This is a genomic window from Enterococcus sp. AZ020 (assembly GCF_050499205.1).
GTDB lineage: Bacteria > Bacillota > Bacilli > Lactobacillales > Enterococcaceae > Enterococcus_L > Enterococcus_L dunnyi.
The window spans coordinates 608,456-623,756 of sequence record NZ_JBIPAT010000001.1; the positions used below are offsets into that span (position 1 = coordinate 608,456).

Consider the following 15,301-nt stretch of genomic DNA (forward strand, 5'->3'; position numbering starts at 1 on the left):
TGCAGCCCCTAGAGCTATCCGCCGAATGTTTCGATAAGCTCTCTCCTCGTCACCTGAAACAACAGGCCTGGCGCTATTCCTATATTGGTCTAACTATCCTCCTTAAATATATTCCAATAGAAACTGCATTAATAATATATCTAAACGAATGTCCCTGTCAACTTTTAATTATAAAAAGAAAATTGGTATACACAAAAACCTTTACGAAAAAGGAATCTATGTATACCAATCATATACAAAATTATGATTTATTCACTGGTCCCAACGGTCAAAATATCTTGGATCGGTATCGGAACAGATTGTTTTCTTAAATAATAATCATAGGCCTCAGCTGTCGTCATTTCCCGCCAATCCGTTGGCATCTTTTCATAATCTTCTGGTGTCCAGTATTGAACACCTAACACTTGATCCTCAGTGTCATCTCGTGTGTTTCGAATATAGGTACTTTCCGCTGGAAAACCATCACCCATAACTTTTGTGAAGCCGATTCGACGATTAGCTGGGATATTATTAAAGTGAATATAAGCATTATCGATGAAAACCAAATCATGCATAAGCGGATCTGCAACATTTTCACTATGATACTCTACACCATATGAGTAATAACCGTCCCATTTTTTCCAATCAAAAATATTATTTGCTACAAAAATATGAGAAAGCTCAGAGATTTTTCCATCAGAAAGAGTTTCTCCTAACCCATATTCTGCTGTTGCGTAAAAAATCATTCCTGTATTTCTTAAATAATTATTGACGATCGTAATGTTTCGACCAGACTTAAATTTGATTCCTCCAGCGGGACCATTATGCCAGCCTCTCAAATGGTTATTTGCAAAGTAAATATCTTGTGCTCCTCTTAAATAAATGGCGTGGTCTTGTCCTATGACATCTAAGCCATAGTCATCGTGGCATGAGTAAAATAAATTATTCTCAATCGCCGTCTTCTTCAAATTATTAAATGAATTGATTCCGGTAACGATAAAATATTGTTCATTAGCCAAAACAACTTCTTTTTTAAGAATGGCACTTTGTAATCGTTGAATCGTTTGATTCGTTGATTTTGGACTGAATTCTTTTACTGCATCCAGCTCATTCAACTTTACTCCAAATAGATTATTATTGATCTCGACATTTTCCGTCCATTGATAGCGACTAGCTGTCGCATAACCGCCTATATAGATTGTTCGACCCCAATCTCTTGCGGTTCCAATATGGTTTTGATCTCTCAAAAAAATATTGTTGTTGATTTTAGCACCATTAGTTTTGTTGACACTTACCATAAATTTGCTTGAAGGATGATAAAAAACATTATTTTCGATACGTAGTTGGTCTACTAATTGAGTATAAATAGAAATATCATCTAAAAATAAATTTGTAATAGCTATATTTTGTCGATTCGGGTACTGATTTTTCGGACATTCAAATCCAACTTCTGTATTCGTTTCATTTTTGAGGATTGTTGTACCAGCAGGGTCACCACTAATTCTGACATCGCTGTACAAAGGAATCGTTTTATTGATGATATACTCACCTTCAGGCAAGTACAGCCAGCGATTCTTTGCAGTCGCCACTTCTAAACACTTGTTCAATTTTTCAGATTGATCTACTGGAGTATCCGCACTCAATGCATCCTCGCCAAAAATAGCACTGTCTGTAGCATCTAAACTCTCTTCTTGAACAAATTCTAAACTACTCTCCTGTGCCCACACTGGACGGCTTAAACAAACACTACTTAAAAAAACAAAGCTCCCAACAAAAAAATAAATGAACAACCAATCTTTCATTTTGAACTTATTAGACAAAAAAATACGTCCTTTCTCCCATTAGCAATTTTATTAAAAAGGGTTATAAAATCTTCCCCCATTAACCTTAAATAAAGCAAAACTTAAAGCTGTCAGGATCAGCGCCAACCCGATTACAACAATATCAGCGAAATGAAACGGTTGTTGCGCATACCAAGTTCTTTTTTTCTTTTCACCAAAGCGGCGTAATTCCATCGCTGTACTAATGGTTTCAATTCGATCTAAACTGGATAAGATCAAAGGGAAAACGATTTGTGCTGTCCCTTTCAACCGTTGGCTCAATTTGCCTTTTTTAGACATCTCAAAACCACGCGCCTGCTGCGCTAATGAAATATTGATAAAATCTTCCTGGATATCTGGAATGTAGCGAATCGCTAAGGCAACTGCGTAACTGATTTTATAACTAACTCCGATTCGATTTAAACTAGAGGCAAATTCACTCGGATTTGTCGTCAAAAGAAAAATCAGAACAAGCGGAATCGTACAAAAATATTTTAAGACTAAATTGAACTCATAAAATAATTGCTCCTGCGTGATCGTAAAGCGTCCAAATCCTTTCCAAATCAATGTTTTAGAGCCATAAAGCTCAACACCATATTCTGGAGAAAATAGATACACCGCAATAATATTGAGTAATGAAAAAACAAAAATAAACTTAACGACAAAGGAAATTTGATGCCATTTGATATGCGAAAATTTGAATAAAATGAGTGAAAATACCGTCATCCCAAGTAAAAAACGCGTATCATAGGTTGTCATGCACGCTACGGACAACAAAATCAAGAAAATCAATTTTGCCGTACCGTTTATTTTATGAACCACTGTATCATCAGGAATATACCCTAGCATTTGATGTTCATTCATGTAAAACGGACCTCCTGATCATATGTCATAAAATTTTTGGTAAATAAAAATGGATCAGCTAACTTTAGATGCTTAGCAAAGGTAAACAAACTCGTCTCTTTCAACGAGGCCTGCTCTACTAATTGAACATTTGTCAATACGTTGATAGGGGTCGTATCTGCAAGTATCTTCCCATCAGACAACACCAATGTACGTTCGGTATATTCTAACATCAGATGCATATCATGCGTAATCATCGCGATAGTCATGCCCATGTGGTTCAGCTTTTTCAAGAAGCTCATCATTTCTGTATAATGCTTAAAATCTTGCCCTGCTGTTGGTTCATCTAAAATGATCATTTCTGGTTCTAAAACTAAAATCGATGCGATCGTCACTCGTTTTTTCTGACCAAAGCTAAGTGCTGATATCGGCCATTTTCGAAATGAATATAGTCCACAGATTTTTAAAACTTTTTCAACCTGCTGATTGATTTCAGCTTCTGGCAACCCTTTTAATACTAATCCTAACGCAACTTCTTCAAAAACCATCTTTTTAGAAATCATCTGATTTGGATTTTGCATGACAAAACCAATTTTATCTGCCCGTTCTTTGATCGAAAATTGCATAAAGTCTTCATTCTGCCAATGCATCTTTCCAGTTTGAGGTGTAATAAAACCGCAAATAGCTTTACTCAATGTGGATTTCCCAGCACCATTTTTCCCAACGATACTAAACATTTCCCCTTTATTGATCGTCACCGAAACATCGTCTAGCACTAAACGGCCATTTTTTTGATATTGATACGTTATATTTTCTAACGTCAACAGCGGTTCTGTTTTCTTTTGTTCAGATTCCTGTGATTGCTCTTTCATCCAATTTTCCATTTGTTCTTTTAATTGAGGGGCTTGAACCTTCTCATTATCTGATAAATGTTCGACAGTGGTCAGATCTACACCAGCATATTTCATTGCTGTTACATACAGCGGCTCACGAATTCCTTTTTCTATAAGGATATTTGTTTTCAGAAGTTCATCTGCCGGCAAATCAGCGACGATCCGTCCATCATCAAAAACGATCACACGATCTACTGAACGATATAGGACATCTTCTAATCGATGCTCAATGATAACGACCGTGGTCTTGACTTTTTTATGAAGATCATCGATCAATGCAATCGTCTCTTTTCCAGCTTTGGGATCAAGATTTGCCAAAGGCTCATCAAATAATAAGATCGGCGCTTCATTGATCAAAACCCCTGCCATCGATACCCGCTGCTTTTGTCCGCCGGATAAATCCTGTGGTCGATGATGTAAAAAATCACTGATTTCAACCACTTCTGTCCATTTCTTGACTTCTTGTTTCATCGTTTCTTGCGAGACTGCATCATTTTCTAGTGCAAAAGCCACATCTTCGCCCACAGTCAACCCGATAAATTGACCATCTGTATCCTGAAGGACAGTTCCGACATCAAATGATAACTCAAATAAACTTGTTTGAGTCAATTCTTTCTCATTGATCTTCACACTTCCAGTAATTTCTCCTTCATAGCTGTATGGAATCAAGCCATTGATACACTGGGCAAATGTCGATTTCCCGCTACCGCTGGGCCCTAAGATCAAGACTTTTTCTCCCTCATAAATTGTTAAATCGATAGTATGTAATGTAGGTTCAGCTTGGCTATGATACTGGAAGCTGAAGTTATCAAACGTGATCAGTGGTTTTTTCATGGATGCCGCTCCTTTTTTCTATGTAAAAAAGACAAGAAAAGACGATTAGCTAAATAGCCGTTTTTTCTTGTCCTTCATTTCTATTTTACTACATAACTAATCTTTTGTTAAACTCCCTTTTTTTGTTCGAGTTGCAGCATAAGCTGCCATCAACAATGTACCGATAATTCCAACAGCAATGATATTTAGGACTACTGCAATAACACCTTGTGTATAAACTTTACTAGCAGGCTCACTGTAGATCAAAACATCTAATGTCGGAGCGATTAATCCCCAAACTACAGCATTTCCAACTACTTGATATATATTAAAATGAATAATGTCTCTTTTCGTGAATTCGCCATGCTGTAGATCGATCTTTCTTCCTGCAAAACCATAGATAACACCAATGATCCCTGAGCAAACGATCCAGCTCCACCAAGCACTGCCGTAAGTTGTGAAATCCTTCAATGTGTGTCCGATCAATCCGATCAGCCCACCTGCTACTGGTCCAAAAATAGCTGAAATCAATGCTAAAAACGGATAGGCAGTCTCAAGGTTCGTATTTGGAAAACCTGTTGGAATCACTACAAAACGTCCCAAAATAACAAAAACAGCTGAACCGATACCAATTGCTACGATCGTTTTTACTGAAAAATCTTTTTTCATTTTGTTCACTCCTATTCAAAAATAATCTTTGGTGCTTTTCTCAATTGGATCGTCCAGTCTGTCCCAGTTCCAATATGATATAACTTCGAAAATGAATCTTGGTTAACAGCTACTCCGATATTGACCAATGAGTTGACATACACCAAAGGCTCCCCGATATTGACATCTGCAAATGATTTTGCAAATTTCATAATATTTTGATACACTTTTTTCTTTTTATGATAGATCGTCACTTGCAGCTGATCTCCATGACTGATTGTTGCTTCCTTTAGAAATGCTAAAGGAATATTCGTCCACAGCGATCCAAAACGAATGTCCAGTACATCGATACTGCCTTCTAATATATGCTCATTTTGTGTTGCTTCGATCAATGGCAACGTGGTGATCGAAGCTGTATCAACAACACTGCCTAATTCTTCAAAAGAGATCTCACTACTAGCGAGACGCGCACCATTATACGCATAGATATCTCTACCATGAAATGTATGACTTTCTTCTGAGTGTGGTAAGCGACTAGTTACTTCATCGATTGCACGAATTTCTTCGATTCCTTGATAGTGTAAAATGTGTGTTAACGAGCCATTATCCGGTGTGATGATGTAATGTCCTGAACTTGTTTTCGCAACGATACTTCTGCGGGCGCTGCCGACACCTGGATCGACCACCGAAACAAAAACAGTTCCTTTCGGCCAGTATTTGACTGTTTGATACAACCGATAAGAAGCTGCCCAAATATCATATGGGGGAATCTCGTGGGTCAAATCTTCAATGGTGATTTCATCGCTGACCATATGTGCCACACCATACATCGCACTAACTGCACCATCACCAAGACCAAAATCTGTTTGTAAAACTAAATATTTCCCCATCTCATTACCCCTTTCATGTCTAAAATCACAAATAACTGTTGCATTGAAAAAATAGATCTAATCAGTCTATCAATTCTCAAATAATACTACCTTTTTATCCCAAATCTGTCAACGAAATTATCGAACGATCTGCCTGAAATCTAAATAATCATTCGTTTTTTAAGTCATAAAAAAGACAAAATAATAACTTGAGTTGTTATCACTTTGCCTCTTTTTTATTGTTTCTATCTAACTATTCTACACCGATTTCAGCTTTCACAACGTCAGCGATCTGATCCACATAATAATCTACTTTTTCTTGTGTTGGTGCTTCAGCCATCACACGTAGTAGTGGTTCAGTTCCAGATGGCCGAACTAAAATACGTCCGTCACCATTCATTTCTTGTTCCATCTGTTCAACGATTGCTTTGATTGCAGGTACATCCATCGCGCCATGTTTATCTGTCACACGGATATTTACTAATTTTTGTGGATAAACAGTCACTTCTGCTGCTAGTTCAGATAATTTTTTCCCTGTTTGTTTCATGACGTTCAATAATTGAATCCCAGAAAGCATTCCATCTCCTGTTGTATTGTAATCTAAGAAGATCATATGTCCTGATTGTTCGCCGCCAAAATTATAGTCGTTTTTACGCATTTCTTCTACAACATAGCGGTCACCAACTTGTGTGATGACATCTTTCATTCCGGCAGCCTCAACGGCTTTACGGAAACCTAAATTACTCATCACAGTGGTTACGATCGTATCTTTTTTCAAACGATTTTTTTCTGCCAAATATTTTGCACAGATAAACATGATCTTGTCTCCATCAATGATGTTCCCAAGCTCATCCACTGCAATAATGCGGTCACCATCACCATCAAATGCTAAACCTACATCCGCATTTTTTTCAACAACCATTTCCGCTAGTTTTTCGGGATGTGTTGAACCAACACCATCATTGATATTCAAGCCATTTGGACTAGTCCCCATAGTAAAGAACTCTGTTTCTAAATCTGCAAATAAACGGTTAACTGAAGTTACAGTCGCTCCATTGGCAGCATCGATACAAACAGTGATTCCTGATAAATCGCCCGGAATCGTTTGAACTAGAAATTGTGAATATTTCAATAAGCCTTCTGGAAATTCATCTAACGAACCCAGACCTTCTGCAGAAGGTCGAGGCAATGTATCTTCTTGTGCATCAAGTAATGCTTCGATTTCCAACTCTTGATCATCGACTAACTTAAAGCCATCTGAACCAAAGAACTTGATTCCATTATCCTCAGCAGGATTATGAGAAGCAGAAATCATGACTCCAGCAGATGCTTTTTGCAGTCTTGTTAGATAAGCAACACCTGGTGTTGAGATGACGCCTAATTGGAATACTTCAATTCCTACTGACAACAATCCAGCAATCAGCGCTTGTTCCAATAATTGTCCGGAAATACGTGTATCGCGACCAACCAATACTCTTGGACGACGTGTAGAATCTTCATGCTGACTAAGTACATATCCGCCAAAGCGGCCCAATTTAAACGCTAATTCTGGTGTCAATTCTTTATTTGCAATTCCTCGAACACCATCTGTTCCAAAATATTTACCCATCTTAACTCTCCTTCTACTCTATAAAGGTCTGTTTATTCTTTTGATACAAGCCCAAACAAATCCTTTTATCATGTTGATTCAGTAGTATCATTTTCTTTTGGTGCATCATTCGTTGTCGTTTCTGTGACTGGCTCACTGGATGACGATGAAGAACTAGACGAACTGACAGATCCGCTTGAAGGCGTAGAGTCAGGTACTTGCTGACTTTGATATCCTCCCGCTGACCCTTGACTGCCATTCGTTTCCGAATAGCTGACACTGCTGTCTGTAAAAATCGGATTGATCGTTACTTCTACTTCCTCCGGTGAAACAATATACTCTGAACTTGTAGGTATCTTAACTTTCTTCTTAGTAGAAGATCTTATATTGCTGATATCTACAGGAACTTCAATTGCATCGATCGAATCTAAAACAGAATTAGATCCTCTGATCTCCGCTTTCAACTTTGAAAGACTAAACGTATAATTCGCTACTCCTGACGGCGGTGATCCCGTTGGAGCCACTGACAAGCCTACCTCTTTTGAAGGCAAGGACAATTCAACTACTACTCTGACCTGCGGCGCTGGATTTTCAATACTCAATACTTGTCCTTTATTGTCGAGAGCCTGAACATTCACCGTTTGTTTGATCGTATCAACAGATTGCTTCACATTCGATAATGGAGCAACCACTCGTTCGATTGCTTTTGCCGTTTCTTCACCTGTCGTAATATCGACTTTTTTAGGACTGATCGTCGTTTTTTCTACAGTATACCCTTCTGCTTCGATGGACTCAGGCAACTGTACCTGTACATCAAATGATTGAGTCACTTTTTTCTCCACAGTCACAGTGATTGTTTTAGGCTCGATCTCAGCAGTGACGGCTGTGCTCAATCCTTTGACTCTCAACTGGATCTCAGAAGTTCCGAGTGAGGTCTTGGTCAAATCAGCAACTACTTGAAAATTCCGAGTATCTTCATTTGATTCACGGTTTAACTGGATTCTATTGGCACTGCTTAAATGAACATTGACTGTTTCTTCATACCCCGAAACAAAGTACTTGTCTTGATCATATTCCAGCTGAACGGGAATATTGTAGAGCATTTCATCATATACTTGATTCGTATTGACTAAAACAGAGGAATTGTTTGACGCATTTGCATTGAAAAATAGTAGTAATGCAAATAATAATGCGAGTAATGCAGAAAACCAATTGCTTTGAGAGGGTCGTTTCATTTCTTTTTCGCCCCTTTCGTTACACCATCGATAAAGTGCTGCAAAAGATTCTTTTTATCTTTGTTTCCTTCTTCTGGTACTAATTCTGCTCGAAGAATTTTAAGATATTCTTCCTGAGTCAAACGCGGAATCAGATCATTGTTCAACGTCAAGCTAACATCGCCTGTTTCTTCTGACACGATGATCGTTACCGCATCGCTGACTTCGCTGATTCCGACGGCCGCTCTGTGACGTGTCCCAAATTCCTTAGGGATCAAGTTACTTTCTGACAACGGCAAGTAGGCACTTGCAACAGCAATTTTGCCCTGCTTTACAATCACCGCACCATCATGTAACGGTGTATTAGGAATAAAAATGTTGATCAGCAATTCTCCTGAGATATCTGCATCTAGATCGATCCCTGTTTCGATATATTCGTCTAATCCTGTATTTCGCTCGACGGTGATCAGCGCACCGATTTTCCGTTTTGACATATACTGGATCGCTTTGTCAAAAGCCAAGATCATTTTCTCGTCTTCTTGCTGCTCAGATTTTGTTGCTCTAAAAAAAGAACTCCGACCTAAATGCTCCAGCCCACGCCGGACTTCTGGTTGAAAAATAACGACAGCAGCAATCACACCATACATGATTACTTGATTCATCAACCATGATAATGTATGTAGTCCAATGATCTCACTTAGTATCCGAATGACTATAAAGACAGCGACTCCTTTAAGCAGCTGAACAGCTTTGGTTCCGCGAACGAGCATAATCAGCTTATAGACAAGATACCATACAACTAAGATATCAATAATATTGATGATATAATCACGGGATAAGAAATCAGATGATATCAATTGCTGCCAATAATTTAAATCGACTAATCGACTAAGTTGAAAAGACATCATAAACCTCACTTCTCTCTGAAGATTTCTTTATTAGTATACCACACTCTTTTATTCGGTTACAGAATGGAGAATAAAAGATAGAAAAAAATTATGAAATGAAATGTAAAATAACACGTTAATAAATATCTATGTCCTTCGTTAACTCAGATTTTTTACATAGGCACTGACAACTAAATGACTCGTTGATAAACCTGCAAAAATACTGGCAGCTAAAAGATTAGTCACATTAGCTAAAGAAAACGTAACTAAAATAAAAATAGAACTTTTCAGCAAAAATAGTGCTGCGCCTTCTAAACATTTGTCAGAACTTGGTGCACACCACCTGCTCCAAATCAAACAAACCAAAACAGGAGCTGCTAGTCCTAACAAAACTTGCACCATTTCTCCTGCTTGAAATGTAAATCCCCAGTATCCCAAAACAAAAACTGAAAACACTTCAAGAAAGAAAGCAAACACCGCGTTCATCACTTGAAAGGATTTCATCTATTCACTTCTTCTTTTGACCAATAGCAGCAGTCGATTATGTATAGAGTGCGAAACAAAACTGATTTTTAGTTTTGCTCCGCACTCGCTCCATTGATTATTCTTCTGATTTAGTTCGCTTTGCTGCCCGTTCTGCTCGTCTAGCAGCACGTCTGGCTTCCGCTTCTGGATCAACAACACGTTCTTTTTTGACCCGCGAAGCCTTTTCAGCAACTACGTCTATATCTGTCTTTTCTAGTTTTGCCCTGATTTTTTCTTCTTGCCCAGCCATTCGCGCATAATTATAAAACCGATTCTTCGCATCATCTACTGTCTTATCGAATAGCTTACCAGCAAATTCCGGCTGAGTGGATTCTAAAGAAGAGAAACGAACTTGTTTACGCATAAAGTCTTTCATTTCAGCAAAATTCGGCTTTTTATAATCTAGCGTCATTGGATTTTTTCCAGCTTCTCTAAGTTCAGGATTATAACGATAAAGTGACCAATAGCCGGAGTTGACTGCTTCTTTCGCTTCTTGTAAGGTCTTGCTCATACCGCCCGCTAAGCCATGAGTGATACAAGGCGTGTAGGCAATGATGATCGAAGGTCCAGGGAAGCGTTCAGCTTCTTCAAACGCTTTGATCGTCTGCATTTGGTTTGCTCCTGATGCGATCTGCGCCACATAGACATTGCCGTAGGTCATCGCCATCATCCCTAAATCTTTTTTAGAAACGTATTTCCCGCTGGCTGAAAACTTAGCAATCGCAGATGCCGGTGTGGCTTTTGAGGTTTGTCCACCAGTATTGGAATATACCTCATTATCTAAAACCAGCATATTTACATCTGCTCCACTAGCTAATACATGATCGATCCCGCCGTAACCAATGTCGTAGGCCCAGCCGTCGCCGCCGATCATCCACTGACTATTTTTCACAAATAGATCCTGATCCACGTACACTGCTTCTAAAGCAGGCTGGTTCGTTTTTTCATCCAGCAATGCTGCTTTCAGTTTCGCTGCACGCTGCTGAGTTCCTTCACCAGTATGCATATGTTCGATCCAGTCTTCCATCAACAGTTTTAATTCAGGAGAAGCAAAAGGCATCGCTTCTGTCATCTTCAAGGCTAAATGTTCACGGCGTGTTTGATTCGCCAATAGCATTCCATAGCCAAATTCCGCATTATCTTCCAACAAAGAGTTAGACCAAGCAGGCCCTTGTCCTTCATCATTTGTCGTATAAGGTGACACAGGAGCTGCACCGCCCCAAATGGAAGAGCAGCCTGTTGCATTTGCGATCATCATCCGGTCGCCAAACATTTGTGTTAATAATTTTACGTATGGCGTTTCACCACAGCCTGAACAAGCACCTGAAAATTCTAATAATGGTTTATTGAATTGAGTCCCTAACACTGTATTTGGTTTAGCAGGATTTTCTTTTTGTTTCAAGGTCATCGAAAACGCCCAGTTCATCGCTTGTTCTTTTTGCTCTTCGTATGGTTTCATAACCAAAGCTTTTCCTTTAGCAGGACAAGCATCTACACACAAACCACAACCAGTACAGTCCTCTACTGAAACTTGGATTCGGTACTTCAAGCCGTCTTTACCGCGCATTTCTCTTACGATATATCCTTCTGGCGCTTCGTCCATCTCTTCATCATCTGCCAAAAATGGACGAATCGCTGCATGTGGACACACGAATGCACATTCATTACACATCGTGCAACGATCACTGATCCATTCAGGAACTTCAACCGCAATGCCGCGTTTTTCAACAGCCGTTGTTCCAAGCGGCATCCGGCCATCAGTCATATCGTTTTTGATAAACGCTCCAACTGGTAGCTCATTTCCTTCTTGACGATTGATCGGCTCAACAATTTCATGAACATAATCCGTCACATTCGCTTTACGGACTTTCGGTTTCACTTCTACTGTTTTCCATGCCTCCGGTACTTCAACTTTATGCAATAGTTCTACTGTACGTTCGATCGCCTGCACATTTTTTTCAACGACAGCCATTGATTTTCTAGCATAACTTTTGTGGGCTTCTTCTTTTAAAATCGGCAGCACTTCGTCAAACGGCATAATGTCAGCAAGTTTGAAAAAAGCTGTCTCCATCGCCGTATTGATACGGCCGCCTAAACCTACTTCGCTCGCTAATTTAACCGCATTGATCGTGTAGAAATTGATTTCATTTTCAGCGAGATATTTTTTTAGCTTGTTAGGTAAAAAGCGTTCTAATTGTTCATCATTCCAAACGGTATTCAGTAAAAACGTACCGCCTTTTTTCAATCCTTTGACTAGATCGTACGTATGCAAATAAGCCGCTGTATGACAAGCCACAAAATCAGCATGTTCGATCAAGTAAGTCGAACGGATCGGCGTTTCACCAAAACGTAAATGTGAGACGGTCAGCCCGCCGGATTTTTTAGAATCGTAGTAAAAGAAGCCTTGCGCATATTTATCAGTATGATCACCGATGATCTTGATTGCAGATTTATTAGCTCCAACAGTACCGTCTGAACCAAAGCCCCAGAATTTTGCTTGATATGTTTTCGGGTTCGTTAAATCAAGTGCTTCACCACAATCCAAAGAAGTATACGTTACATCATCAACGATCCCGATCGTAAAGCGTGATTTTGCTGCTTTCTTTTCTTTTTTAAGCTCATCATAAATCGCGACGATTTGGTTGGGCAAGACATCTTTTGATCCTAACCCGTAACGTCCCCCGATGATCATTGGACGTAACTCTGATTCATACATTGCACTTTGAACATCTAACAATAATGGTTCTCCGCCAGCACCTGGTTCTTTCGTACGGTCCATCACTGCAATAGCTTTAACGGTTTTGGGTATTTTTTCTAAAAAGTTCTCAACTGGAAACGGACGATATAAATGAATATTTAAAAAGCCGACTTTTCGTCCTTGCTTGGCTAAGTAGTCGATCGTCTGTTCAATTGCTTGAGCAGCAGAACCCATCGATACAATGACTTCTTCAGCGTCTTCTGCGCCATAATAAGTGACTAAATCATAGTCTGTTCCTCTTAAAGTATTGATTTCATCCATATAGCGCTTCACGATCGTTGGAATTTCTTCATAGTAACGGTTGATCGTTTCACGTTGTTGGAAATGGATATCTGGATTTTGATTTGTTCCGCTGACAGAAGGATGATTTGGGTTCATGCTTCTACTGCGGAATTCTTTGACTTTTTCCTGATTTAATAAAGGCGCCAGCTCATCATATTCCAGCACTTCGATTTTTTGAATTTCATGACTTGTTCTGAAACCATCGAAAAAATTAATAAACGGTACGCTTGATTCGACTGAAGCCAAATGAGCAACGGCCGATAAATCCATCACTTCCTGCACACTACTCTCACACAACATGGCAAATCCAGTTTGCCGGGCAGCCATCACATCCCCATGATCGCCAAAAATATTCAATGCATTCGTTGTTACAGCTCGACTGGCAACGTGAAATACTGAAGGCAGTAATTCTCCAGCGATTTTGTACATATTCGGGATCATCAATAATAAGCCTTGTGAAGCTGTATATGTCGTTGTCAAAGCACCTGTCTTCAATGAGCCGTGTACGACTCCTGCTGCTCCAGCTTCTGACTGCATTTCAACAATTTTGACCGGTTGACCAAAGATATTTTCTTTGCCTTCTGCTGACCATTGATCAACTAATTCAGCCATTGTTGAGCTAGGTGTGATCGGATAAATGGCTGCTAGTTCTGTAAAAGCATACGATATGTAAGCAGCTGCTGTATTTCCATCCATCGTCTTCATTTTTCGCATTATGATCGTCATCATCCTTCTATTATATAAGTAGAATAGTTGCACGCATATTCTTGTTTATTATAACGGAAACGAAATGATTTTGAAACGGTTTGTCGAACTTTTTCACAAACTTTTACACATTTCTTACTTTTCACATGGAAAGATTTGACTATTTTTAGTTAAAAATAGAAAAAGGACTTCACAAACTCTACTTTTGGCGTAAGTAAAATTTGGGAATATCCTTTAAAATGATTACTTTACTTTTTTCTTAAATCGACAACCTTTTTCAGCTAAGCGGCGAATCACTTGATAAAACCAGTCATCTTTTGGCGAAATCCAATTCTTTTTGATCTGCATCCGTTGAGTTGGATCAAAATAATGAGGCGGCATACCATCTAATCGATTATGACTCTGGGTCGGATCATACCGAGGGCGTTCACCGTAATTGAAAGATTCACCGTTGGCGATCGGCATTTGCTGGTAAGCTGTTTCTTGTGTTTTCGTCGTCCACTGGCTGATCAGCTCTCCTGCTTCATCAATGATAAATTCACTATGATAATCAGCAGATAAAATTTTCCGATAGAAGCCGCGCTTTCTGATTTTTTTGAGTAATCCTCTTTTTGTTAAGACTCGTTGCCCGCTACGAATATCATCTGCTGCCACATCTATACCTAAAAGTGCCCGATTATGATACTGCGGATCTGCGTAAAACCATCCATCCTTTAGAATCATTTTGATTGCTGCTTCATCGGTGGGTAGATGATGCTTCTGACGATATTCTTTTACATATAACACGTTGTGTTTGTCTAATCGATGGCGAAATTGATGCAGCATGGTCTCATCAGGATAGTTTTTTTTGATAGTTGATCGGGCTATCTTTTTATCTGAGTCTTTGATTTCCAATCCATTCGGATACGCTCTTTGAACAGTTTTTGCAAAAATATCTAAAAAAGAAGAACCTGGTGCTAGATCTGGATCAACTGAATACTCTGTCAGAGAAAATGCCAAATCATTGTTATCATTCAGAAAACCACCCAATTGTTTTATAACCAAATGAACTTTTTCTTTATTAGATAAGTTACTATGAATAAATAATTGTTCGTATAAAGGGGACCCAATAAGAAAAAGTTGCTTCTCACTCTCTTCAAGTAAGTGTTCAAATACTATCGGTTTTTCATCTATTCTTTTTTTTAGATATTCTGCATAGCAATTTAGTGCGTCCCTATCCCAACCATGATCGACTTGTTTATTACATTGGATTTTGAGCGTAAGAGTATAGACAGTTCTTTCAGTCAGTGAAAGAGTTTTAGGGATGTGATCATCAGGGATAGTTGTTAATAATTCCTTTTTCACCTTCACCTATCTCCCTTCTTTCTGATTAGTATACCATTCGTCTGATCAAAATGACGGTCTTATAGTTTCCGATTCATAAAACAACCTTATCATAGCTCCCCTTTAGGCAACGATCGATAAGGTTGTTTTTTAT

The 15,301-nt window shown here is 38.9% G+C and carries 11 protein-coding genes; all 11 read right to left on the reverse strand.

The window, feature by feature from the left end:
- Positions 1 to 248 precede the first annotated feature (248 nt).
- Positions 249 to 1,799, reverse strand: coding sequence for a glycosyl hydrolase family 28-related protein (locus tag IGI58_RS02915; RefSeq protein ID WP_429954521.1), 1,551 nt, complete (start codon positions 1,797 to 1,799; stop codon positions 249 to 251).
- Positions 1,800 to 1,832: 33 nt separating this feature from the next.
- The gene (locus IGI58_RS02920; RefSeq protein ID WP_429954520.1) at positions 1,833 to 2,663 is read right to left on the reverse strand and encodes an energy-coupling factor transporter transmembrane component T family protein; all 831 of its coding nucleotides are present in this window, start codon (positions 2,661 to 2,663) and stop codon (positions 1,833 to 1,835) included.
- Positions 2,660 to 4,369, reverse strand: a complete 1,710-nt coding sequence (locus IGI58_RS02925) for an ABC transporter ATP-binding protein (protein ID WP_429954519.1) — start codon at positions 4,367 to 4,369, stop codon at positions 2,660 to 2,662. Before IGI58_RS02925 ends, IGI58_RS02920 begins: the two co-directional genes overlap by 4 nt.
- A 96-nt stretch (positions 4,370 to 4,465) precedes the next feature.
- A complete protein-coding gene (locus tag IGI58_RS02930; RefSeq protein ID WP_087641134.1) occupies positions 4,466 to 5,017 on the reverse strand; it encodes an ECF-type riboflavin transporter substrate-binding protein in 552 nt (183 codons plus the stop codon).
- Between the two features lie 11 nt (positions 5,018 to 5,028).
- Entirely contained in the window at positions 5,029 to 5,886 is an 858-nt protein-coding gene (locus IGI58_RS02935) for an SAM hydrolase/SAM-dependent halogenase family protein (protein ID WP_225534208.1), read from the reverse strand.
- Between the two features lie 232 nt (positions 5,887 to 6,118).
- Positions 6,119 to 7,474 (reverse strand): phosphoglucosamine mutase, encoded by a 1,356-nt coding sequence (glmM, locus tag IGI58_RS02940; RefSeq protein WP_429954518.1) that lies wholly within the window; start codon positions 7,472 to 7,474, stop codon positions 6,119 to 6,121.
- A gap of 68 nt (positions 7,475 to 7,542) precedes the next feature.
- Entirely contained in the window at positions 7,543 to 8,688 is a 1,146-nt protein-coding gene (locus IGI58_RS02945; protein ID WP_087641131.1) for a CdaR family protein, read from the reverse strand.
- Positions 8,685 to 9,572, reverse strand: a complete 888-nt coding sequence (gene cdaA, locus IGI58_RS02950; RefSeq protein WP_087641130.1) for a diadenylate cyclase CdaA — start codon at positions 9,570 to 9,572, stop codon at positions 8,685 to 8,687. The genes IGI58_RS02945 and cdaA overlap by 4 nt, the downstream gene beginning before the upstream one ends.
- Before the next feature lie 141 nt (positions 9,573 to 9,713).
- Positions 9,714 to 10,058 (reverse strand): YrdB family protein, encoded by a 345-nt coding sequence (locus IGI58_RS02955; protein ID WP_429954517.1) that lies wholly within the window; start codon positions 10,056 to 10,058, stop codon positions 9,714 to 9,716.
- Between the two features lie 97 nt (positions 10,059 to 10,155).
- A complete protein-coding gene (gene nifJ / locus IGI58_RS02960; RefSeq protein WP_429954516.1) occupies positions 10,156 to 13,833 on the reverse strand; it encodes a pyruvate:ferredoxin (flavodoxin) oxidoreductase in 3,678 nt (1,225 codons plus the stop codon).
- A gap of 234 nt (positions 13,834 to 14,067) precedes the next feature.
- Entirely contained in the window at positions 14,068 to 15,168 is a 1,101-nt protein-coding gene (locus IGI58_RS02965; RefSeq protein WP_429954515.1) for a DUF3114 domain-containing protein, read from the reverse strand.
- Positions 15,169 to 15,301: the final 133 nt, after the last annotated feature.